This window comes from Vibrio sp. Sgm 5 (assembly GCF_026241575.1).
Classification (GTDB): domain Bacteria; phylum Pseudomonadota; class Gammaproteobacteria; order Enterobacterales; family Vibrionaceae; genus Vibrio; species Vibrio jasicida.
The window spans coordinates 20,467-43,916 of the sequence record NZ_JAPHPY010000013.1; the positions used below are offsets into that span (position 1 = coordinate 20,467).

Annotated in this window: 22 protein-coding genes and 1 pseudogene; 14 read left to right on the forward strand and 9 right to left on the reverse strand. The window is 44.9% G+C overall.

All coding sequences use genetic code 11. From position 1 onward, the window contains the following. Nucleotides 1-79: 79 nt before the first annotated feature. The 7 genes from OQJ86_RS09470 (at nucleotide 80) to OQJ86_RS09500 (ending at nucleotide 9,605) form a co-directional block, all read left to right on the forward strand. A complete protein-coding gene (locus OQJ86_RS09470; protein WP_265987569.1) occupies nucleotides 80-433 on the forward strand; it encodes a hypothetical protein in 354 nt (117 codons plus the stop codon). Between the two features lie 12 nt (nucleotides 434-445). After that, nucleotides 446-1,795, forward strand: a complete 1,350-nt coding sequence (locus OQJ86_RS09475; RefSeq protein WP_038867460.1) for an HlyD family type I secretion periplasmic adaptor subunit — start codon at nucleotides 446-448, stop codon at nucleotides 1,793-1,795. A 3-nt stretch (nucleotides 1,796-1,798) separates the two neighbouring features. Continuing rightward, the gene (locus OQJ86_RS09480; protein ID WP_265987570.1) at nucleotides 1,799-4,030 is read left to right on the forward strand and encodes a response regulator; all 2,232 of its coding nucleotides are present in this window, start codon (nucleotides 1,799-1,801) and stop codon (nucleotides 4,028-4,030) included. Further along, entirely contained in the window at nucleotides 4,005-5,429 is a 1,425-nt protein-coding gene (locus OQJ86_RS09485; RefSeq protein WP_265987571.1) for a TolC family protein, read from the forward strand. The genes OQJ86_RS09480 and OQJ86_RS09485 overlap by 26 nt, the downstream gene beginning before the upstream one ends. Further along, nucleotides 5,419-7,005, forward strand: coding sequence for an ATP-binding cassette domain-containing protein (locus OQJ86_RS09490; protein ID WP_265987572.1), 1,587 nt, complete (start codon nucleotides 5,419-5,421; stop codon nucleotides 7,003-7,005). The genes OQJ86_RS09485 and OQJ86_RS09490 overlap by 11 nt, the downstream gene beginning before the upstream one ends. Next, complete coding sequence (locus OQJ86_RS09495; protein ID WP_265987573.1) at nucleotides 7,002-9,140, forward strand: ATP-binding cassette domain-containing protein; 2,139 nt, start codon at nucleotides 7,002-7,004, stop codon at nucleotides 9,138-9,140. The genes OQJ86_RS09490 and OQJ86_RS09495 overlap by 4 nt, the downstream gene beginning before the upstream one ends. 108 nt (nucleotides 9,141-9,248) lie before the next feature. Then, nucleotides 9,249-9,605, forward strand: coding sequence for a hypothetical protein (locus OQJ86_RS09500; RefSeq protein WP_265987574.1), 357 nt, complete (start codon nucleotides 9,249-9,251; stop codon nucleotides 9,603-9,605). A 56-nt stretch (nucleotides 9,606-9,661) separates the two neighbouring features. Here the strand turns inward: OQJ86_RS09500 and OQJ86_RS09505 are convergent, their stop codons facing one another. The 7 genes from OQJ86_RS09505 to OQJ86_RS09535 all read right to left on the reverse strand — a co-directional run bounded on the left by OQJ86_RS09505 (nucleotide 9,662) and on the right by OQJ86_RS09535 (nucleotide 17,609). Next, nucleotides 9,662-10,552 (reverse strand): sigma-70 family RNA polymerase sigma factor, encoded by an 891-nt coding sequence (locus OQJ86_RS09505; protein ID WP_265987575.1) that lies wholly within the window; start codon nucleotides 10,550-10,552, stop codon nucleotides 9,662-9,664. Nucleotides 10,553-10,843: 291 nt separating this feature from the next. Then, a complete protein-coding gene (locus tag OQJ86_RS09510) occupies nucleotides 10,844-12,103 on the reverse strand; it encodes a hypothetical protein (protein WP_265987576.1) in 1,260 nt (419 codons plus the stop codon). After that, nucleotides 12,096-12,809: an ABC transporter ATP-binding protein gene (locus OQJ86_RS09515; protein WP_063345682.1), complete on the reverse strand. Its 714-nt coding sequence runs from the start codon at nucleotides 12,807-12,809 to the stop codon at nucleotides 12,096-12,098. Before OQJ86_RS09515 ends, OQJ86_RS09510 begins: the two co-directional genes overlap by 8 nt. After that, a complete protein-coding gene (locus tag OQJ86_RS09520; RefSeq protein ID WP_265987577.1) occupies nucleotides 12,809-14,044 on the reverse strand; it encodes an ABC transporter permease in 1,236 nt (411 codons plus the stop codon). The genes OQJ86_RS09515 and OQJ86_RS09520 overlap by 1 nt, the downstream gene beginning before the upstream one ends. Next, nucleotides 14,034-15,263: an ABC transporter permease gene (locus tag OQJ86_RS09525; RefSeq protein ID WP_265987579.1), complete on the reverse strand. Its 1,230-nt coding sequence runs from the start codon at nucleotides 15,261-15,263 to the stop codon at nucleotides 14,034-14,036. Before OQJ86_RS09525 ends, OQJ86_RS09520 begins: the two co-directional genes overlap by 11 nt. A gap of 40 nt (nucleotides 15,264-15,303) precedes the next feature. Beyond that, nucleotides 15,304-16,050, reverse strand: coding sequence for an outer membrane lipoprotein-sorting protein (locus OQJ86_RS09530; RefSeq protein ID WP_039978080.1), 747 nt, complete (start codon nucleotides 16,048-16,050; stop codon nucleotides 15,304-15,306). A gap of 116 nt (nucleotides 16,051-16,166) precedes the next feature. Beyond that, nucleotides 16,167-17,609, reverse strand: coding sequence for a sensor domain-containing diguanylate cyclase (locus tag OQJ86_RS09535; protein WP_265987580.1), 1,443 nt, complete (start codon nucleotides 17,607-17,609; stop codon nucleotides 16,167-16,169). A gap of 362 nt (nucleotides 17,610-17,971) precedes the next feature. On the opposite strand from OQJ86_RS09535, the gene OQJ86_RS09540 reads away from it, so the two are divergent. Next, nucleotides 17,972-19,135: a threonine/serine exporter family protein gene (locus tag OQJ86_RS09540; protein ID WP_265987581.1), complete on the forward strand. Its 1,164-nt coding sequence runs from the start codon at nucleotides 17,972-17,974 to the stop codon at nucleotides 19,133-19,135. On the opposite strand, the gene OQJ86_RS09545 is transcribed toward OQJ86_RS09540, so the two are convergent. After that, a complete protein-coding gene (locus OQJ86_RS09545) occupies nucleotides 19,107-19,391 on the reverse strand; it encodes an alternative ribosome-rescue factor A (protein ID WP_038867438.1) in 285 nt (94 codons plus the stop codon). The two genes, OQJ86_RS09540 and OQJ86_RS09545, sit on opposite strands and share 29 nt — an antisense overlap. Before the next feature lie 368 nt (nucleotides 19,392-19,759). On the opposite strand from OQJ86_RS09545, the gene OQJ86_RS09550 reads away from it, so the two are divergent. From OQJ86_RS09550 to OQJ86_RS09575, 6 genes are all read left to right on the forward strand, one after another. Next, nucleotides 19,760-19,969: a cold-shock protein gene (locus OQJ86_RS09550; protein WP_005433440.1), complete on the forward strand. Its 210-nt coding sequence runs from the start codon at nucleotides 19,760-19,762 to the stop codon at nucleotides 19,967-19,969. Between the two features lie 73 nt (nucleotides 19,970-20,042). Beyond that, the gene (locus OQJ86_RS09555) at nucleotides 20,043-20,588 is read left to right on the forward strand and encodes a YaeQ family protein (RefSeq protein WP_265987582.1); all 546 of its coding nucleotides are present in this window, start codon (nucleotides 20,043-20,045) and stop codon (nucleotides 20,586-20,588) included. Next, a complete protein-coding gene (locus OQJ86_RS09560) occupies nucleotides 20,575-21,117 on the forward strand; it encodes a hypothetical protein (protein ID WP_265987583.1) in 543 nt (180 codons plus the stop codon). The genes OQJ86_RS09555 and OQJ86_RS09560 overlap by 14 nt, the downstream gene beginning before the upstream one ends. 636 nt (nucleotides 21,118-21,753) lie before the next feature. Next, the gene (locus OQJ86_RS09565) at nucleotides 21,754-21,915 is read left to right on the forward strand and encodes a hypothetical protein (RefSeq protein ID WP_167391156.1); all 162 of its coding nucleotides are present in this window, start codon (nucleotides 21,754-21,756) and stop codon (nucleotides 21,913-21,915) included. 49 nt (nucleotides 21,916-21,964) lie between these two features. Next, the gene (locus OQJ86_RS09570; protein WP_265987584.1) at nucleotides 21,965-22,102 is read left to right on the forward strand and encodes a TraY domain-containing protein; all 138 of its coding nucleotides are present in this window, start codon (nucleotides 21,965-21,967) and stop codon (nucleotides 22,100-22,102) included. A 48-nt stretch (nucleotides 22,103-22,150) separates the two neighbouring features. After that, complete coding sequence (locus OQJ86_RS09575; RefSeq protein ID WP_265987585.1) at nucleotides 22,151-22,342, forward strand: TraY domain-containing protein; 192 nt, start codon at nucleotides 22,151-22,153, stop codon at nucleotides 22,340-22,342. A gap of 39 nt (nucleotides 22,343-22,381) precedes the next feature. Here the strand turns inward: OQJ86_RS09575 and OQJ86_RS09580 are convergent. Beyond that, nucleotides 22,382-23,291, reverse strand: a pseudogene (locus OQJ86_RS09580) (IS5 family transposase). Nucleotides 23,292-23,450 lie beyond the last annotated feature (159 nt).

Sequence of the window (23,450 nt, forward strand, 5' to 3'; positions counted from 1 at the left end):
AAAAAAAATTTGAAAACGCAATTTAAAGATCCTTAGTTATTGTCATTAAAGCAATTAGGGCGGTGGAACAATGATAAACATGACGAATCTGTTGCGCTCAGTCGACAACAGCCACAAAGGGCTGCAATTGCTATTGGGAGATTTTTACAAGGATTTCAGCAGTGCGGCAATCAACATCGAAATGCTGCATAAACAAAACCGTTTTGAAGAACTGAGCGGCTACTCAAAAAAGCTGAAGACCATTCTCGTATTGCTTTGTGATGATGATTTACCACCCAAAATGGCAAAGCTAGAAAATTTAAGTAAGCACCACTTCCCCGCACCTAATGAATTGATTGAGGATATCAAAACTGAGCTCAACAATGTGAACAAACAAATAAGCCAGCTGTTAGATATCGAGAACTCTCTCGATGACAGCGCAGATGATGAATAACCGAGGTGGATTATGAGTAACAAGCAGATCGAGCACCACCTCAGAAAAGCACTCGTTTCCAACAACGAGTCTTCGAAGGTGACTGCAGACGATACGATAGTGCTAGCCAGTGCGATGACCAGCGTACACAAAACATTGCTTGTTATCTTTTTGCTTTCAATGGTGGCTATCGCCGTGGCGTCTCAAGCTCGTATCGACATCGTGGTGTCGGTGCGAGGTGAGCTATTGCTGGAATCTGACGTAGAAAAAGTGCAACACCTTGAAGGCGGTATTCTCGAAGAAATGTTAGTGCGAAAAGGCGAAGTGGTTTACGAAGGTCAACCCATTGCGCGCATTCGCTCTTTGGATAGAAACACTCAACTCGATACTGTAAACACAGAAATCATTCAGCTTGAGTTAGACAAACTTCGTTATGAAAGCCTGCGCGATATGGTAGAGCCCGATTTCTCTGCCTACATCGAAAAATATCCAGAACTGGTTCAGGTAAATATGAATACCTGGCAACAAGAGTTTTCCAAAAACCGCTCTAATGAAGAGTTGATCACCCACGATATCAATCATAAGAACTCGTTGATTGATTCTATGCTTAAGCGCCGCAAAAGCTCCGAGAACCAGCTTTCTTTGATTCGCAAACAGCTCAATATCAAGAACACCTTGTACAAAGAAGAAATGGCGTCTTATGTCGATGTTCTGAATATGCAGGTTCAAGAGTCAAACATGGTGCGTGAGATTGAAAACCTTGATGAGTCGGTCATGAATGAGCGCTTCCAACTCGACAAGCTAGAAAAACAGTACCGTGACTTGGTGGAAAATCGCAACTCCGAATACCAAGCACAAATCATTCAAGCGAAGAAAGATCTCAAGCTAAAACGCATTCTTCGTCCTCAACACTCAGACAAAGTGGATCGCCTCGTGGTCTACGCCCCTATTGACGGCGTGGTCGATAAAGTGCACTTCAACTTCCGCTCTGCCGTAATACCGCCGGGTGAAAGTATCGCGGACATTGCGCCGATAAATAACTCCCTTCATGGTGAAGCGAAGATTCCACGTAAAGACATGGGCTTTGTTGAAATCGGACAGGCAGTCAAAGTGAAGATGGACACCTACAACTTTGCCAAATACGGATTTTTGGAAGGTCGAATCGCGTCGATCAGCCGTTCGTCCTATGAAGAAGAGGACGCTGAATTCTACCTTGCTGAAATCCAGATCAGCCAAAACTACTTAGAGCGCGGAGGCACACAATTCAAGCTGTCCCCTTATATGGAGTTTACCGCCGACGTGAAAACAGGGTCACGTCGGGTTATCGAATACGCTGCGAAGCCGGTTATGTCGGCTATCGAAGACGCGTTCGATGAGAGGTAATGGATGAGTAACAAACCTTCCTACAACATTTCCGTTCCTGTTATGCGCCTAAGCATTGCTTTCAGCTTGGTGCTGGCTGCCCTCGCCTTCTATTTGTATGTTTCTTGGGAAAAAGTGGATTCAGTGGAGCAGGTGCAAAACGCGCCTCTATTGGTTCAAGCTCAACAACTCAACCAAACCATCGAACTGGATATCCAAACGCTTCAACGCTGTTTATCGGCACGTTATTGCAGTACAACAGAGCTTGATTTTAAGGTTCTGAAAAATGAAATTGATCAGTTTAAGTCTCTCGCATCACTCAACAAAACCGAGTTTAGCTTGGTGGGCGCGACCGAATATACGCAGCTTGAACTGGCGATTAATCGCTTCTCGGACAGCTCAAAAACACTTGACGATGTGTTGGCACTGTATCTCTCGCTCACCAACAACTACCTAGAAATGGACGACAACTATCGCACCATGTTTAACAACCATGCGAGCGACCTAATGATGGAGAAAAACGAGTTCTTTATTTGGTTGCTTATGGTCGTTGTTGTGTTGGTTGGTATCGCCGTTCTATCGAATTTGGTGGCAATCCTAAAACTGAAAAAATCCAGTTCGAATGAGCGTGACATTGACCAAGAATTCGATGGGCTTTATCAAGAGCTCAAACAACTGGATTTACAAAGGCTGGAAGAGTTGCTGAATGAAGTGAGCATCAATCCGAAGCAGCGTCAGATCTACTCTCACCTAAAACTCATTTTCAGCAAACTCGAAGAGCAAAAACGTAATAACGATCTCTACAAGCAGCTCTATGCTCTGATTGGTTACGAGATTCGTGGCATCACCAACACCATTAACGGCGGCGTGCAATATCTCGTTCAAGAGACCGATGAGAGCGGCGTGTTGATGGCGCAAGATATAACCTCGGCTGCCAATACCCTGTCTGAATTGGCAGAGAACTACAACCGACTCATTTCACAAGGGACCGAGAGCAAATCGAAAGAGTTTTCACTGCTTAATGTGTTGTCTGAATTGATGATTCACATCAGTTCCAAAGTGCAGCGAAATGAAGGTGAGCTAGACTGTTTTATCTCGGATAACTTGCCAAACCGTGTTGAAGGGCAATCCACCAGCTTATTCTGGGTGTTGTTCCTACAGCTATCGAATGCCATCCAACTCAAAGCCGATAAGAAACTGTTTGTCACCATTGAGTCAGGCGCGGCGTCAGACATTGAAAACACTCGCCTGACCATCAATCTAAACTTCTTAACCACACTGGATGTGCCGTTTGCCAAGCTCAATACCCTACACTGGAGCGACCATAAACAGCACACTGCAACCAAAGACGATTTGGCGAAAAGCGTGTTGAAAGATTATGGCTATTACGAGAGCCATTGGTATCAATCGGGCAATCAGGAACGTTTTCAAATTCAGCTCGATTTGAAAGCCAAAAGCTTCCACACCGAAAAAACTCGCTTCGACAATAAACGTTTGTTGCTGTGTGCCAACTCTCAGCTGCGCATTGATGTGATGAGCAAAATGCTCGTCAACTTGGGCTTAGAGATCACGCCAATTCGAACGCCGAATGAGCTTTTCTCTGCTGCAAAAACCTTTGGCGAATACGATGCCATCATGCTGACCGACACGTTCGAGCCAAACAAGCTGCCCTCACTGAGCAAAACGGTGAAATCGCAACTGCGCAATCACCCGAATACTAAATTGCTGCTTTCAGTCACTAGCACTCAGCAAGCACAAGAGAGCCATACCTTTGTCGACAAGATTCTGAACTCTCCTGCGATTCCGTATGAGTTCATCCCTAACCTATTGGCAATCATGGAAGCGGAAGCCTCAGAAGATCAGATGGAGAACAGCTCATTCCTGATTGTGGAAGATGACCGTGTTCAACAGATTCTACTCAAACGTATTTTGAGCAAGCAAGAATACGAAGCCGATACCGTTGGCGATGGCGCAGACGCTGTTCAGCACTTCATGAATCAGCGCTCGGACATCATTTTTATGGACTGCATCATGCCTGGCATGGGCGGTATTGAAGCAACCAAACGCATTCGACAATACGAACAAGAGAGCGGACAAAACCCTTGCACTATTATAGGTGCGACAGCATTGACCAGCAGTAATGAACACCAAGCTTGTATCGAAGCTGGAATGGATTACGTGATCAGCAAACCTTATAAAAACGACGAAATCATCAAGGTGATCAACAAGTATGTGGCGGTACAGAAACTTAACTAGCTGCGTATTGGCAGCGCTTACATTGAGCAATGCACCTTCGGCAATGGCGACCACCTTGCTTGAGGCGGTCAAACTCGGCTTGGAAAACAATTTATCTCTGCGCGCTAGTGACAAAGGCGTGGAAGAAAACGAATACAACATCGACATTAGCCGTTCTAAGTTCCTGCCCTCTTTAAACGGTGCCGCTGATACCACATGGAATGAAAACGAGACCATATTAGCGGGAACACCGGATACGCGTTCTAGCTACAACTCAAACAGCTACAGCGTGTCTTTATCGCAATCGGTGTTTAACCTTGGCGACATCTTCAAATACGGCACCGCAAAACTTGATTTCAACATTGAAGAAATCAAACACGAGAACAAAATCCAGAGCACCATTTCTGAAATCGCGACGCAATATTTCGAGTACCTCAAAAACAACGCACAAATCAAAGCCACCAAAGTCGAGCTTAAATCGTCTGAAACACGTGAGCGCCAAATGCGTCGTAACGTGGAGCTTGGCAACACTGCGGCGAGCGAGTTATATGAAGTAATTGCTCAGAAAGAAGGCATTGCCAATCGCTTAAGAACCTTAGAGAAAGATCGACGTGTGATTTTGAACGGTTTAGAGATTCAAGTTCAATACCCAGTCACCCCATCGCAGGACATCTACGAAAGCGTGCCCTTAGCAGAAATCAGCGAATCCGAACAACGCGTAATTCTTGAACAAGCGTTGAAGCTCAATAACGACTTATTGGTTGCGAAGAAGACCGTAGAACGTAGTCGAAGAGGCTTGAAAGAAAGCGGTTCAAACTTCGTTCCGACCGTATCGCTCTCTGCCAGTTACCGTTACGACGATGCAAACAACTATGACCGAACCGACCCAACCGCAACAGGGGACAATAACTCCACCAGCGTCGGCTTAAACTTGAATGTGCCGATTTTCTCCGGCGGTTCGGATTACTACGGTTATCAAAAATCATCAACTGCCATCGAGCGAACGGAGCTACTGTACCAAGATTCGTTGTTCACAACGCGCAATAGCGTTAATACCTCAGTGCTCAACATTAATGACTTCTCCCGCGCCATCAGCAGCTACGAGAACATCATCCGTGCAAACTACGCTTCCTACAAAGGCATTCAACGCGCTTACCAGCTTGGTACGCGAACCATTACCGACTTACTGGCAGCGGAAAGTAAACTGTTTAGCGCGCTACGTGATTACGAGAGCGCGCGCTATGACTACATCATTGAATCGATCAATCTTGAGCAAATCAAAGGCATGCTGTCGGTGCAATCCATCGAAAGCATCATGCAGTTGATGAGCGATATCGAAGGCAGAAGCAATCAAGACTTAGTTCCAAAACACCTTCTCTCCAAACCATCGATTAAGAAAGGAGGTCGCAATGCAAACTGAGCATTTTTCCCAAAAGATTAACTTTGCTGACAAGTGTTACCTGACTTTCTCAACGGTCATCTCAACGCTGTTTGGCTTAGTACTGCCCTTTTCGATACTGATTATTTTTGACCGAGTTTTACCTAACCAAGCCAAAGACACGCTGTTTCTTCTGTTTGCCATTATCTTGATCACCATCTTCCTCGACTATCACTTAAAGAATCAGGAAGAGAAGATTTCGTCTGTGATCATGAAGCAATTCGAAACCAACTTAACCAACAAGGTGTTTCAATCCATCTGTTTGGCTGAGATATCGAAGTTTCGTCGCCTAGAACCCGGTGAATACTTAGAGCGTATTGCCACCATTCCAGAGATTAAATCCTTCTTTGGCGGAGAATCTGTACGGGCACTGATCAACCTTGCAGTCAGCATACTGACCATTCTGATTATCGGTCTGATCAACATCTGGGCAGGGGTGACTATCTTGCTCGCCTCCATCGTTTTGGCGGTGTTCGCACTCAGTCTTTCCAAGCAAAAAATCAACAGCCTAGAAAACAAATCCGACATCGAAGGCTTAACCACGTCGAAAATCATCGAGATCATCTCTAGCCCACTCGATATCAAAGCACGCAATATGGAATATCGCGTTGAGAGCTTGATGACACAAATGGTGGAAGAGCGTGAAGTCGAGAACATCAAATACGAGCAGATCGAATCGAACTTCAGCCTTATCTTGTCGCTCATACAACAGCTCTCCATTGCTTGTGTGGTGGTAGTTTTGGCAACGGCAGTTATCAACATGCAATCGAGTCAAGGCATCATGGCAGCCATCATCATGCTTACCAACCGTTACTTCGCGCCATACCAGCAAGTGATGCGCACGGTGAGCCGCTGGGAGTTGAACAAGCTTCATATTCAACGTATCGCCGAGCTGCTTGAGCTTGCTGCATCTGTAGAACAACAAAATGACACGACAGAAGTCGAGCGCATCTCGGTGAAGTATTCGGAAAAACAACGCATTGAGTTTGAACGCGGCCAGGCTTACTTGCTGACGGGGAAAAGCGGCGCAGGCAAAACCCACCTCACCAATTGCATTACGCGGCAAAACACCGACAGCAAGCTCGATATCCAAATCAACGAGACACCGCTCGATGACGTCAATTACAACGTCTGGCGCAATAGCGTGCTCATGGTCGACAAAACCAGCTCGTTCGTTGAAGGCACCATCATCGACAACTTGACTTGTTTCCGCCCGAGCTTAAACAACACCGCATTTGCGCTTTGCGAAACCATGAACATCAAAGCACAAATCGATGCCCTTCCCGCAGGTTTCTACACCGAGCTTAAAGGACATTTACGCAACCCATTCTCGCGCCAAGTCGCTTATGCCTTGTTGTTAGTGCGTGCCTTACTCGCGAACAAACGTGTGTTGATCTTCGACGACATCGACTGTGTTTATGATGACGACTTTGCTCGATTGGTTTTGACCAGTACCGCCTATCGCGCCAACGACAAAATCCTCATCATCGTCAGCAATAAGATGGACAAACTCAACCATCGCCTCAAACGCGTCAAACTTACCGGAGGTGACCAATGAGTATTCTGGTTGATTTTAATAATGTCCCTCAGCGCTTGTTGGACTTTGAGGCTCGCAGCTATGACGAGCGATACAATCAGTCACCTTTGATTCGTGGTTTAGCTTACACCCTCATAGCGCTTGAATGGGAAGGCACACCTTCTATCCTCAGCGACGCTTTTATCCCTAAACCAAAAGACAGCGACAGTTTTATCGCTACGATTGAACGCCTTGGTTACCGTTGTGACGTCACCAAACTAAAAACGTTGGAGCACATCGAGGGGCATCCTCATCCTTGTTTTATCGAGATAGAAAACCTCACTGCGATTTTCTTGGGCACTAAAGACGGCAAACTGATCCTGTTTGATTACACCAATAACAACACCATTGAATACCCGCTCTGCAAGAAGCCGTGCTTGTTAGTTTCGATCAGCGAATACTCGCGCTTGTTCCGAGAACCGCCACCTGAATCTCAAGACCGCAGTAACTGGATTAAATACGCGTTTTATCGCTACAACAATGAACTCAAAAGCCTGATTATTCTTAGCTTTGTCATCAGTATCTTGGGCACGCTCCAACCCTTCTTTATCATGAGTGTGTACAACTTCGCCTTGACGTCTAGCTCGCAAGCCACGCTCTATTGGCTCACGTTGTTTGCCGTGATTGTTGGATTCTCGGAATACTTTTTCAAGAAGATGCGAGTCAACATCATTGCCACGTCAGGTAAGGACTTGGCGGTGCACATTTCTCAAGCGGTTATTTCCAAGCTGTTATGGCTCCCTTATGCGATGACATCCACCGCCGGCGTGTCTTCTCAGTTGGCGCGTTTAAAAGACATCGACACATTCCGCCGATTGGTAACGGCAGAGTCAACCTTGAGCTACTTCGACATGCCGTTTGTTATTGTGTTCATTGTCGCGATTGCCATCATGTCAGGAACCGCTGCACTGGTCGTCATGGCGGGTTTGATTCTGATGTTGGTGTTCTGTGTTTATTCTCGTTACATCTACTCACAAGCCACATCTAAGAGCTCTCGCGCCAACGCCATGGTTTCTTACCAATGGAATGAGATTCTTCGCGGCATCAAAACCATCCAAGGCTTGCCACTGTTGCGAGTGATTCAATCTCGCTTCAGCGCTTCACACATGCAAAGCACCAACGACGCAGAAAACGTTGCGGTAACCAACAGCAAGGTTCAAGCCGCAGGTGGCAGTTTGATTCAGGTGATTGGTACCGCAAGTATCGTGACCGCGGTTATCGGCGTGATGGATGGCACATCTGATGCCGGCGCCATGCTTGCCACCGTAATTCTAGTCTGGAAGGCGTTAGGTCCAATTATGGGTATCTACAACTCCATTTCCAAATTCCAATCCATCAAGGCGTCTTCTGCGCAAATCAACAACCTTATGGCGATGAATGACGACAAGCTAACGTTGGAGAAAAGCCCCCCTATTCGCCTCTTCCAAGGCAGTATTGTCGGCAGCGGTGTGAGCCATCGCTACACTGGCGCAGCAACAGGCTTAACCAATCTCGGATTTAAAATTGCCCCAGGGGCGAAGGTGGTGATTTGTGGACCGACTGGTTGCGGTAAAACCACGCTAATTTCCATCCTTGCGGGTTTAGAAGATAGATACCAAGGCGCAGTGTCGGTAGACGGCTACAACATCAAACAGTTCAACAGCTATCGTTACCGAACCTCGATTAACTACATCCCGTTTAATCTACACATTTTTGAAGGCTCTCTGGAGACTAACTTCATCTTGCATAATGGACTCATCCCTACAGAAAAGATGCAAGAGATGGTGAGCTTTTTCGAACTCGATGCGTGGTTGCCAGAAGGATTGAACACTCAGCTAAGCGTAGATAAATGCAAGAATTTACCCAACGGTATTCAACAGAAATTGCGCCTCGCGTTGGGGCTTGGAAGCTGTGAGCAATCACTGATCATCATTGATGAACCATTTAATGGCGCTGAGCAAGAAAATGCCCAGTACTTCAACCGCTTGTTCACCGATAAACTGCTAAACAAAACCGTGGTGTTCTCTACCAACGATCCGGGTTTGATCGCCACTTCGAACATGAGTTTGGTATTAGAGCCGGACGGCAACTTAAAATATTTTGGCTTAACAGACAAATACTTAAGCAGCTTAAGTTAATACTGTGGCGCTTATTCACAATTAACTCTTTAATCAGACAGATACAATTGACAAAGATATAAACCAGAGAGATGATTCGACCGAGATTTAGAGGTATTTAGGATTCAGATGTATACATTTGTTGCTGACAAATTGGATGTGGTTTATTTATCAGCGATTCCAGACAGCCATGATTTTCAGGATTGTGATATTCCGGAGGAGGAACTCGAGATCCGAGAGATTATTGACGTTTGGTATGAAAGTGCTTTCTTGTCTGATTTTAATCTTCAACGTATTGAAATTGAAAACAAAGCGCAGCTCGTTGAAACCCAAAGTCATGTCATGAGCAAAGACACAGCCACCTTGGCTTTTTTGCTTAAAAATAGAGTTTATCGAGCAGCCCTTAAAAGAGTATTAAGTGTATGGACTCGAGAACAAACCGCTAAAACGCAATTACAACTGCTGTTGCTGTCCACTGAACAATGAAAAAAGCCAGCTAACTCGCTGGCCTACGTACCGTTCTTCTGAGATTAGCAATCTCACTACACCCACCCATCAAATTTCAAACGCTTCTGAATACGCTCAACCGCTTCTATTTGCATTTGGCGCACTCGTTCGTTCGAGATATTTAGCAAACCACCCACTTCAGAAAGAGTCTTAACGCTGTGTTCAAACAAACCGAAACGATGGATTAAGACTTGTTGTAACTTTATCGGCAATGTATTGACCACGTGCTCTAACGCTTGAGTAAAACACTCGTCTTCACAGTCTTGCTCAGGGTTTGGCGTATATTTACTTTCACAATGGTCAAGAACGAATGGCGCATGTTGCAAATCAACCGTGGTAGAAACATCAATAAAGCCACTCAAAGCAACCAACTCATCAACTCGCTCGACTTTAACCCCAGAACAGTTAGATAGCTCTGCAATGGAGATGTCTTTACTCATGCTTTTACTCGCGTCGTGTTTTTTGGATGCTAAGCTGTTTATCTCTTTGCAAACATGAACAGGGAGTCGAACCGTACGGCCATTATTCATCAATGCCGCTTCGATATTTTCGCGAATCCACCAAACAGCATAGGTCGAAAAGCGGAAGCCTGGTTCTGGATCAAACTTATCGATGGCTTTGATCAAGCCGATGTTGCCCTCTTCAATTAGGTCAAGCAACGTGAAATTGTTACCAGTACGTTTTAAGTAGCTTTTTGCAATTTTCACCACCAAACGTAAGTTAGACTCAATCATGACCTCGCGCGCTTCTTTATCACCCGCACGATTAAGCTTGGCGTAATGCAGTTCATCTTCTCGAGAGAGTAAATCAATCCCCACGATGTCTTTTAGATAATGCGCGTAAGGATCTTTACCTGCAGAAAGCGTTTCTTTCATTGGCATCTCATCCGTGACACCTCGGGACCTAGCAAAACACTCGTTGTTCATTTCCCCGTCCTTATCAAGCCAACTTTATTTGTGTAACTCTTTGGTTACTTTTCTCCGTGGCTCAATTAATATGCCACCCAACGAATAACATTCGTTTTACGTTGAGTGTAGACAAGGCTTTTTAGCTTTACCAAGAAATTGCATTTAATTTCATATCAACCCTGCACTCAACTGTCAAAGCGTGAGCGGGTTGGGATTTATGGAGCAACATTCAGTATCGTATTTACATCAGAGTTGATAGACGAGTTTCACTTACTAACAGTTAAATAAATTTCCTATTAAAACATGAAGTTAAAAACTGTATTTTATATTAGCAAACAACAAAGTCGCAGGTACTTCGCCAAACAAACTATCACCGCTACCGTTAAAGCTTTGGATTACCGTGAGCAACTGCCAGTCATTAGCGAGGGAGTAGTTACTCGATATCCCAAGGAAATAGGAATGATCGTCGTAGTAACTGGTTGAGAGCGTGACGCGATTTAAAGGCGTTAAGTCAAAGCTCACATCGGCGTACCATGTATTTCGTGTAAAGCTCAACATTTTTGCATCGAGAGGAAGATTCAAATACGCCAATGCGCTTGATGCATCTTGCGGCTCAGAGATAAATAACCACGCTGTACGCCCCATCCAGCTGCGTTTGCCGCCAAAGCTGTAATCCGATTCAATACTGGCAACTGTGGTTTTTCTGGTCGGTTCACCCTCAAATTCTGGATCAATGGGATCAAACCACGTGAGCTCTCCACGAAAACCCGCATCAAACACATCCGTTGCAAAACCAGCACCGAGTACGTAATCCATCCGAGCTCGCCCTGCAATAAACTGATAATCCCATCCCGATTGATTGGCGAAATAACGCAGTGAGGCACTGTCTTGCCCTGACTGACGAGCTGGTGAAAACACCAAATCTACGCCGTCGGCAAAGCCCAGCTTTCTGCTCAGCATGACCGCATCCGTGCCTGCCCGCTCTTCATAGTCAAAATCGTAAATCGAATACGCATTGTAGATATCATTTGGATTCCATATCGTATTCATCGACCAATTGATACGAAAGCGCCCTAGTTGCGCTCCCCAGTCATTTTGCTGCCAAGTGAGATATAGACGATCAAGCTGACTGTTAATGACCACATCATCTTCATGCCAGTTTTTGCTCAAATCCATGTAACCAGAATCCAACGCAACCAAATCGGCATAGCCAGGAAAGTCGGTAGAATCGCCCCAAAGTGCTCGATTTCGTAGCCCAACATTCACACGCCAACTAGAGGAAAAACGGTATTCAAAGTTAAGTCGATTGTGTATCAGGTTATCGAACGTATTATCCGTTCCATCAGGAATACTGTAGGTTGCCATGTATTTGATGTAACCATCCAAATCCCATGACTTTTGAGGCTCTAATCCGGGAACAGCAGACAAGGCAGAACCAGCCTGAAGACTAAGCAATGAAAGACTTAACGCCTTAATAAACACTGCATTTACTTTTGTGCAGGGCAAGCAAGTATGTAATCGGAGAGTTTTGGTGCAAGTCGCAGACAAATAGGAAACAGCTCTATGCATGCGACCTCTCTGCGCGATTATCAATATTACTGAAATCACGCGCTAAACGACCGTCTTCAAACACGATAATCCGGTGAGCACGTTTTATCACACGCGGATCGTGGGTCGAGAAGATAAACGTCGTTCCCTCTTGTTCGCTAAGCTGCTCCATAATGTCGAGCAGCTCAGCGGTGCTTTGGGCGTCTAGATTGGCAGTAGGTTCGTCCGCCATGACAAAACGAGGCTTCGGCGCTAAAGCACGAGCAACCGCAACACGCTGCTGCTGCCCGCCGGACATTTTACCTGGCACCTTATTCATCTGTTCCGCTAACCCTACTTGTTCAAGCAAGGACGTCGCACGTTCACGACACTCTCGCTCAGTTTTACCTTGCAGCTGCATGACGAATTCCACATTCTCAAGCGCGGTTAACACAGGTAACAAACTGTAGTCTTGGAAGATGAAGCCTATATTATCGCGCCGATAGGCAATCAGTTCTTTTTCTGACATCGATGAAATCATGCAACCGTCGATTTCCACTTTGCCAGAGCTTGGGGCATCAATACCGCCAATCATGTTCAGTAACGTCGTTTTACCCGAACCAGATGGCCCCATGATCGCAACAAATTCACCCTGCTTAATCTCTAAGTCTACCGACTGCACTGCGTGCACAGGGTAATCACCATCGGCGTTGTAAATCTTAGTTAGGTTTTCTAGTTTGATGGTCATTAGCTTTTCTCCGCCATGGCATCCACAGGTCGATGCTTCAAAATTTGTCGTGCGGGATACAGGGCTGCGATAAGGCTGGCAACAAAAATCGCGACAATGATCATTTGATATTCCGCTATTGATACCCGTGGATAAAGCAAGGTATCCACGCCATAAGCCCCTAGCCCTTCCGCCATGCCAGCCAGCGACAATCCGGTAACACTTAGCACCTTAAGCATAATTGCACTCCCGAGTAACCCAAGTGCACAACCGCTTAATCCGAGGAACAAGGTTTCAAAAACAATCAGCAAACGTATCTTGTGTTTTTGCATCCCGACAGCCATTAACACACCAAACTCTCGCGTGCGTTCAAACACCGACATCAGCATGATATTGATGATGCCAAGGGTCATCGCCAGCACAAACACCACCAGCATCACTTGGTTGGAAACATCCATGGTGCTCATCATGGTGGAGAGCAAAGGTTGGATCTCCTGCCAAGGTCTCACACTGAGCAAGTCTTTACTTTCCGGCGGCAAAATAGAGTGAGTGAACGCCAGTAACTGCTTGAGCTCAGCATCGTTATTAGAAGTAAGGAGTATCGCAATTTCGTGCGTGCCACTCAGCCCCGCTACCTTTTCAAGATCCGCTTTTCGGACGTAAACATTCCCGTCATCAAATCCTGTCGATGGTGTTTTGAATATACCTCGAACACGAAATGCCGCGCCTGCGACCTCCCCGTTCACATCAGACAAAGTGAGTACGACTTTGGAACCAACGCGTAGCTTCAATCGTTCGGCTATCTTGCTCGAAACCAAAATCGGATTTCTGCCTTCTTCACTCAGCCATTCCCCGTCGACAATATGTTTCGAGAGTGGCGTGATGTTTTGCTCTTGCTCGATATTAACGCCGTTGATGCGAATACCACGTGTACTGCGCGCCGACGCTATCATGCCATCTGCTAGAAATCGCTCAGAGATGGCTTTCACTTCTCGGTTACTCGCCAACACTTTGGTTATCTTATCCGCATCGGGAATTACATCTTTAAGCTCAGGATTGACCAAATAGGACTTTTGCTGGATCTTCAAATGACTGGTTTGCCAAGAGATGGCGTTCTTGATCATGCTATCGACCAAGCCATTCATGAACCCCATCATGGCAACCACGCCCATCAGGCCAAATACCATGGCTCCGAGCATAATTGAGGTTCTCAACTTATTGCGCCACAAGTTACGCCACGCCAACTTAACCAGCATGAGCACCTCCTTTTAACCCTGCAGCAATGGGCATTCGAAGCATACGAGCCATTGGGTAAAGCAAACACAACAAGAGAATGAACAGCACGACGGCGATTTGATTGAGCAGTAAATGTGGGTCGAGCGAGACGGGCACAATAGGCTCAAAACCACTTTCGCGCATCAACTTGGCAGCATCGCCAGTAATTTCGATTGGATTAAAATAGAAATACCCCAACACAGGAGCACTCACGATAAGCCCAATAATGATGCCAATGACGGACATAAACAGAGACTCTATCGTGAGCAGAAGAACGAGTTTGGAGCGCAACATTCCGGTTGCCAACATAACAGCGAACTCACGTTGGCGTTCTAGTGTCGTCATTAAGATTGTCGCAAACAAGCCAAAACCAACAATGCCGTAGAGAATATAAATCAAGAAAATGCCGCCCGCTTTATCCAAGGCGATTTGCTGTGCCATTTCTGGCGACAGCTCTTTCCAATCTTTCACGGCTACGTTATCGCCATACTCGGCTTTAAGCTGTTCAACGGTATCAGGTAAGTCTCTTAGACTCTCAGTATTCAAAACCCATGCGGTGACTTGGCCATCCAATGAATACAGGTTTTGCGCAGTATCGAGCGGCATGTACACCAACTGAGAATCAAGCTGCTGCAAAGGAAAATGAAGAATGCCCGAGATTTGATACAAACCTGCCGCGGTCTGTCCTCGATAACCGGCACCATATAGCACCAGTTCATCGCCAACCTTGAGTTGCAAATAATTCGCCAAACCACCACCAACTAGCACTGATTTTTGCCTTGATTGGATGTAGCTTCCCTCAATCAACTTGTCGCTGATATTGGAGTACCGGTCTTCAGCTTCAGGCTCAACGCCTAGTACCATCACGCCTTTTGAACGTTCGTCTTTTGCGGCTAAAGCAAAAGACTCTACCCGAGGCAATACCACATCAATATTAGGATTGCTTTTCGCCGCTGAAATGAAGGTGCTGGTTTGCGGCAATACATCATCAATACTTGAGGAATCACTAAACTTTGGGTTCTGTAACTGAATGAGCCCTGTGTAGAATTTGGCCGCGTTTTTAATATTGGCGCTATAACTGCCCTCTTGGAAAGCACGAGTAATGAGAGAAAGGAACAAAACCAAAGCCAATGCAGAAGCAGTCAATAACGTTCTGCGTTTTTGTCGCCATAAGTTTCGCCACGCCAGTTTCACCAACATTTGTCTATATCCTCACAAGGATCTTAACCATCAAATGAGTCTAATCACGTAAAGACTTCATTTGCTGCTGAGAGAAAAAACTGTCATCGATATCAAAATCAAACTGCGCTTGGTGAGTAATGAGTACGGTTTTGTTTTCTGGCTTATCAAGCGGCTGCATTTCCATTCTGGTCGCCAATTTTCTCCCGCCGAGCTCTTTCACATCATAAGTCGTCATCACGTTCACTCTCTCATCAAACTCATCGTAGAATTCCACTTTGCGCTGCAGATAGGTCGATTTGGAAATCCACAACGTTACTTTGCTCCAAACCACGGGAGCATCGGGCTTAGCAACCGCATCTATCACCCAAACCTTGTCGCCATCAAATGTATCCTCGCCTTTCAATTGATGCTGATAATCGACCACAATGGAAGACTGGTTGATCAAGTCATCGTTGGTGAAGTCTGAGCCCATCCACGACTGGCTCAACATAGATGGCGCAATTTTGATGACGCGTTCAATACTCGGCACCCAATTCCACATTTCGCGCTGGCGTTTCAACGAGGCACTTCCTTTGTCCTTGGCCGGTGCTGTCACTAATACGAGCGATAAATCCGTTCCTTTAGTCCAACTTTTCATTGTCATTGAACGTGTCCAATCAGGCCGAACAATCTCCATTGTTGATTCGCTGTAGCTCGAGTCGCCTCGCATTGCTTGATCTGACTTTTTAACAATGTCGGAGGCACTTTCCGCATGCAAAGAACATGAAGCAGTAACACAAAGTAGAGATAATAAGGCTTTATACATGACATACCTCAATGTTAGAAAAACAATGATTTACTAAAAAAATAACAATGAAAACAGTAGGTTCAAATCAGTATAGCAAGCGAGATGGAGGGGGTAGCGAGAGGTGGTTCAAAGTTTTACTGAACCTTACGAAGTAACGGCTCAACGTTAGTTCTATTAATGATCTGAAAAACAGCGCGGTTCTTACCATTGGCCTTACCGCAATACATTAGTTGATCTGCGTCTTGTAAACTTAATCTTGCATCGAATGTTGGATAGAAAGCGCATCCTAGGCTGACACTAACGTGCATAGTTTTTCCATCTAGCAATATGGGAAAATCGTTTATCCGAGCACAAATTTCCCTAGCAAGCACTTCTGCTTCTTCCGCGGAGAGTGCTGCTGTCACCAAAGCGAATTCTTCACCACCAATACGAGCAAGCGTCATGCGCTCATCAGTAACGGATTGCGCGGTATTCGCAACCGCGACGATCGCTTTGTCCCCAACTAGGTGACCAAACTGGTCGTTAATCGACTTAAAGTCATCGATATCAAACACCATCACAGTCAAGTTGCTGCGAATGGCGCTCAGCGTAGAAAGTTGCTCTATCAAATGACGGCGGTTGTAGAGCTTTGTCAAAGGATCAGTCAGGGTCAATTCGAATAATTGTTGGTTGGCGAGCGTTAACTGCCGAGTCCGTAACTCGACAGTTCGTTTTAATGAAAAGATATGAAACATTGCAGCGATGATAAGAGCAAAAACGGCAACGGGGACAAGGTAAGTGGGGTATACGGTTTTCACATGTATCCAGCGGCTTAAGATGCGATCTTTATCCGTTTCTAGCACTCGTTCAAAGGCATGTGAAATTTTTGCAATGGACATAGGGCTGCCAACTCCTGCTGCAATTCTTAAGTCTTTACTATAAAGATGCAACGCAGGAACGAATGTCAGGCCCTCCGGCACGGTTGCCATGTAAAAATTAGTAACTTGCATATCAGCTACGAATAGGAAAATTTTCTTCTCTGCCGCGGCACGCAGCATCGCATCATTATTTGCATAAAGGGTGAGTGTTGCTTTCGGGTATCTTTGCCGTACAAAGAACTCTTCGTAGCCACCTTTTACGATGCCCACTTCCATTGCCGAGTCGCCCTTAAGCACCGCATTGATTTCAAGGCCCAGTATGTCCTTGTTGATATACAGTTGGGTATCAATTGGCATGATCACCGAGCCAAAGTCTAAATAGGCATCCCTCTCTCGTGAATAAATCAACCCGGCATGAATATCAGCCTTGCCCTCTTTCACGGCTTGTAACGATGCTTCCCAGTCTAAGAGTAGAAATTCTACGTGTAGATGATTTCGAGCTGCAAATTCTTTCCAAAAGTCGATAAGAATGCCTTGAGGTTCACCATCTGGCGTTAGGTAAGAAAAAGGTTTCCACGCTTTAGAATTGGCGACAACAAGTGTATCTTGCTGCGAATCATGGCTATAACAAGCAGCACTGTACAACACCGTCATCACCAGCGTTAAAAAGAGCAGCTTTGTGCTTTTCCAACCATAAGAACTATAACGTAAGAGGTACATACAAACTTTCGCCAACCTTAGGTTCATCTCGTCTAAGACTTCAATCGAACCTAAGATATAGCAGAGACTTATCAAACTGGTAGAACACCTTATTGATATGAATCTAAATTAATACATATTTTCTCAAAAATGATACTTTTTAACTATTCGTTACTGCCAATTGATAAGCCTTTGTGATGAATTTTATATCGAGAATAGTATGGTAGAACTCAAACGTTTGCTTAGAATTTTTATGCAGCAGCGAAAACACCTGACATAGCCCACAAAAAAACATAAAAAATGTAATGATTATTCGCTCGATAACTGTGGTTTTTGTTAACTTACGCGCAATTTTTTTGTGACCCGAATTTTTCGCTTTCGCTATGCCTTCTCAATATAGAATTAACAAAATCGTCGAAATTGGCGATACATTGCACCGCAGTGGTTGCGCACCATACAAGGTAGAGAAGTACACTCAACACTATGCTCAAAAGCATGGCGTCGATGTGATGATCCAAGCGACACCGACTGCGATCAACTATCAATTCCCCGATGACAACAACGCTGTGGTTCTTAAGCGCCTAAAACCTGCCTCTATTAATCTAAGCTTGTTAGCGAACACCATTATTCGGATCAACCAACCGAGTAGCGACCCCGTACCTGAACCTGCGGGCTATCCGCCTTGGGTCATTGCGCTTGCGAACATGGGCATACCGCCAGCGTATTTAATGTTAGTTGGTAGCACATTAGAAGCGGTTGGTTTTGCATTTTTACTCGGTTTTATGGTGTGGGGCTGTCAGCAGGTCTGTCGGGCTCGACGAGCAATAGCCGTCGAGTTCATCGCCGCTCTATTTACAGGCATCATCGTTGCCTATCTTTCCAGCACAAGTTTACCTATACCCGTTTGGGCATTGTGCATCGCGACTATTGTCTTATTTGTGCCGGGACTATCTATCGCCAACTCACTTGAATGTTTAGCATTTAATGATTTGGTTTCCGGAACGAGTTTACTCGGACAATGTGCACTCACATTGATCAAACTGTTTGTAGGCATCACTATGGGTCTCAATATTGGCGAGGCGATTTGGGGGCAAGCCCAGTCCATCGCGTATACCAACGAGATCCCGATTTGGATGCACATCAGCGGCTTATTTTTAATCTCTGCTTGTTTGGGTGTGATTTTTAATGCCCGTCTGATCGATATTCTATTGGGCTTACCCGTTGCTATGCTCGGGATGTGGGGACCTTTCTACCTTGGATTTGAAAGTGGTTGGGTGGTAGGCACATGGGTAACAACCGTGTTGATCACGTTATACGGTACATGGATAGCGAAAAAGATGGAGTTAACGGGGTCCATTTACATTGTCCAAGGCATCATCATTTTGGTTCCAGGCAGTCGCGTGTTGGTTAGCGCAAGTCAATCTGTGTTTGAACAATCAATTCTACCAATACCAAGTATTGGTCTTTCTGCCCTGTTTATGTTCTCGGCCATCGTTGCTGGACAAATCACCGCTTACTCTATCTACTCGCCAAAAATTGAACGCTAGCCAACATCGATTCTTCAGCCATGAAAAAAGCCCTATTCAAAATCCACTGTAGTGAAAACTTTGAATAGGGCTCTTTGCCTCTATGTTTCGCTTTTCTGTTAAAACTGCCTTTCCCTTTCTTTGCTTTTACTACTCGAGTTTTGAATAGTTGGCTGGTTACTACTGCTTTTAGTGCGTTATCTTTGATTTCGCCTCGGCCGAATTCGGTATCTTGATGACATTCATTCAGCTGAGGAGTCGGTTTTTTCGTTGCCATAAGTCCTCCGCAATGGTCGAACCAGATTGGACAATAATTTTCGAAAATAGTCAAATTTGTAGAATTAAATTCATTTTATTCTTCAAAAACTTCACAACAACGTCATTTATTTGAAATTTCATCAAAAATATAGTGGTTAAAAAGTGACTAAATACAAATATTTGCCCTATAAGCACCAATATATGTTGACTCTGCCTGTATTTAACCTAGACTCTCTCACGGCTAGAAAGAAAGTTCTTTGTTTTCACATTTCGTTGGATTACTCGTAATTCCCCCGTCCTGTGGTACGCAATAGCAATTTATTTTTCCACGCTATAAGCGCCGTATTAGGCGAAGATTTACATAAATTAGATATTTAGGAAATAGACATGTCTAACAAAGCTACTGGTACAGTTAAGTGGTTCAACGAAACTAAAGGCTTCGGCTTCATCCAACAAGAAAACGGTCCTGACGTTTTCGCTCACTTCTCTGCAATCCAAGGTGACGGCTTCCGTACTCTTGTTGAAGGCCAGAAAGTAGAATTCGAAATCACTCAAGGTCAAAAAGGTCCACAAGCTGAGAAAATCACTCTAGTTTAATCCTTTAAGATTTTGATATGGTAGCCAGCTCTAAGCTGGCTATTTTTTTGCCCTTAATTTATTGATACCCCTTATGGCTTTAAAACCGACAATTTACAAGTTTCGTATCGCAATCTCCGATATGAACAACGACCACTACGACTCTAAGAACCTAACCATCGCCCTTCATCCTTCAGAGAAACCACAACGCATGCTCGCGCGTATTTTGGCTTTCTGTCTTAATGCAAAAGATGATTTAGAGTTCACGAAAGGTCTTTCAACAACTGAAAAACCGGATTTGTGGCGGGTGGAAGACGATCAGAGCATCACGCACTGGATCGAAATTGGTGAGCCAGAACCGGACCGCATCAAGAAAGCAACCCGCTTAGCAAAACGTGTAAAAGTGTATACCTACAACACAAAAGCATCCGTTTGGTGGGACAAGATGGCAGGCAAATTTGGCATGCTTCCTGTTGATGTGGCAAGTTTGGATTACGACGCTATCGACTTGATTTCACAACACCTTGACCGCGGCACTAGCCTTTCTGTTATGATTACCGGCACCTCAATTTTCGTTGATATAAACGAACAACACGTCGAAGTGACGGTGAAGGAATTACAAAGTAATGACGCCTCTTAATGAACTGATCCAAGAAATGGGGTTCAAAAACATCCCTTTCGTCAACGAGCATAAAGCCGCGAGACGACGTTGGACTAAAGAACAAGCCCCATTGTTCATTAGAGTATGTGAAAACAAGCCTGAAACGGCGCCTGCCCTGCATTTACTTGGACTTTTGACCAAGTCTCATATTGAAGCCAGCGCACTGTACGAGCAGCATTCCACGTCTTCTCAACATATGCAGAAAGCGCTGAGTGATACATTAGGCGATGAGCACGCAGACAAGTTTACTAATCAGTCTGCAGAAGACTTAATACTCATCACTCACCTATGGCTGTATACGCAAGGCTACTTAAACATGGATTTTAGTCTTGCTCATGATCATGCAGAACAAACTCAAGAAAGCCTTCAGCACGAACTCGTAATTAAACGTATGGATCTCGATGCTTTCCGTACCGACTTAATGCAGAGCTTCTATTTAGGGAAAGAAGCGAATCCAGCAAAATCAAACGGACTATTGGGCTGGGTAAAACGTCTTTTTTCCTCATAAAATACATGGTTTTGTCAAAACCAAACACCTGATAGACTATGCCCTCTCATGCAACGGCCTTCTTCGCTAAACGATTTCGTTACTTAAGTGCGTTGCATGAAACTCAGGACACTCATCCACTGAACATCAAGGGATCATTATGAAGTTTATCCGTTGGACTTCATAAAAAACCAATAAAACCTTTTTAAATCAATACATTATCTAAATTTAACTGTTTATAATCACAGTAATTAAACACCAAAATAACCGACAAAAGCCGACCTCGACACAACCCAAACTTTTACCTATAAAATTCAATCACTTACACAAAAAGCCACCATTCAAATAGAATATAAAAACTGTGAACTACGGTACACAAAATTGGTGTCCTTAACTTTGACACCAACTCAAAAACACATGTATAAATACACATATAAATATCGCTCTTTGTTAATTTGTGCCTAGGCAGATAAAACGCCGCAACAGAACGTTGGAAACGTGCTCCACTGCATCAGTTTTATCGACGGGGAAGCCCCACTAAAAACTTAGTGGAGAGAAATATTCCCCAAACACACCCGACGTTTCGCAAACGGGCTGGGTTCGGTTTTGCTCTGAGCCGATGAAAGTGAAAGAGCATTCTCGTAAGGAGAAAAAGTTATGACCGAGAAACTTATACAGTTTCGTTCTTATCGCTACCTAAGAACTCAATCAAAGGTCGATAAAGCAACAAAAGAACGAACGCCACATGACATTGAACTAGAGCGAACACGTAATCACTTCAGACGGTTTCATGCTCGTGAGTTCTTAGCACTGAGGTAAATGAAATGCCACAAAACGCAGAAAAGATACAACTGGAATTTGGTTCAAGATGGACTCTGAAACCAACCGAAAGCTAGAAGAATCTGCCGAGTTCAACAAACGAACAAAACGGCAAGAAGCAAGCTTTCGTTTAAGTGACCATCTGACTAAGTTCGACCGACACATGACCCCTCGCGCTAAACCTTAGCGTTTTTTTAACCCAAAACATCCAATCTTGGGACGAAAGGAGTCTCACATGGAGAATAAAGAGCTCATAGAGGGCAAACTTACCCTCGACCAACAAGCATATGACCTTCTCAACCAAGCATCTAAGCGTTCTTTTCGCTCCTTAAAAAAGGAAGCTTCCCTTCGCTTGATTGACCACGTACAACGATTTCATCACAGTCCACAAAGCAAGCTTGATGAGATAGTTGGCTTTGTTGCTTAATTCGGTGAGAAGACATGGCAGCCCCATATTGTTCAGTTCTTAAACAACATACTGAGTTTCAGGCATACCAAGCCCTGTAAGCTTGTTCAGCGCTTTGATCATAGCGTAAGTCTCGCCAACCTGAGCATTGTAATTTCTTAGGCTTAATTTCCCACCTAACAACTGTTTCACCCGATACATTGCTGTCTCTGATAGTGAGCGCTTATGATAGCCATACCGCTTTTTCCACTTCTTGTTGGAGCCGTGGAGCTTCTGACAACCTACTGCTAAATTGCGAGGGTGTCCTTGCTCCCAGAAGGCTGCCCCTTCTCGTGGCGGGATGAACGGAACCGCTCGCTTGATTCGTATAGCATCATGACAATTCCTTGTGTCATAAGCTCCATCACCTGATATCTCGATGATTTTACGACGTGTCTGCTGGGAGCACTTCGGCATCGGTTACGTTAGATAAACTCAGCTCTGCTGCGACTATTTCGTGGGTGCTTGTATCTACTGCGATATGCAGCTTACGCCAGACTCTGCGCTTCCCATCAGTGCCATGTTTCTTGACCTTCCATTCACCTTCGCCATAAACTTTGAGACCAGTGGCATCAATGGCCAGATATTGTATTGCTCCTCTGGTTTTGGGTTTAAATGAAACCTCAACTTCCTTAGCTCGGCGGCTTATACAGGTGTAGTGCGGGCAAACAAGCGGGATGTTAGCCAGCTTAAATACTGAGTCTAGAAAACCTTGCAGACCTCTCAACGGCATTGAAAATATTCGTTTCACCATCAGTGCGGTAGTAATGGCTAAGTCGCTAAATCGGCGAGGTCTACCACGCTTGCCTTGTTTGTTTTGCTTCCACTCGGCTATCGCTTCCTCATCAACCCAAAAGGTCAGAGAACCACGGTCTATTAAGGCTTTGTTGTACTGTTTCCAGTTAGTTGTTTTGTAACGAGGTTTAGGCATGAGGCTACGACGATTAATGGATGTAGCCGATCAGATCGTAGCTTCTTGATTTAGTTCCATCGATTTAAGCAACAAAGCCCTTTTCCTCAGTAAAAACATGGTTTTGTCCAAACATAACACCTGATACACTACCCCCCTATCATGCAACGATTTCGTTAC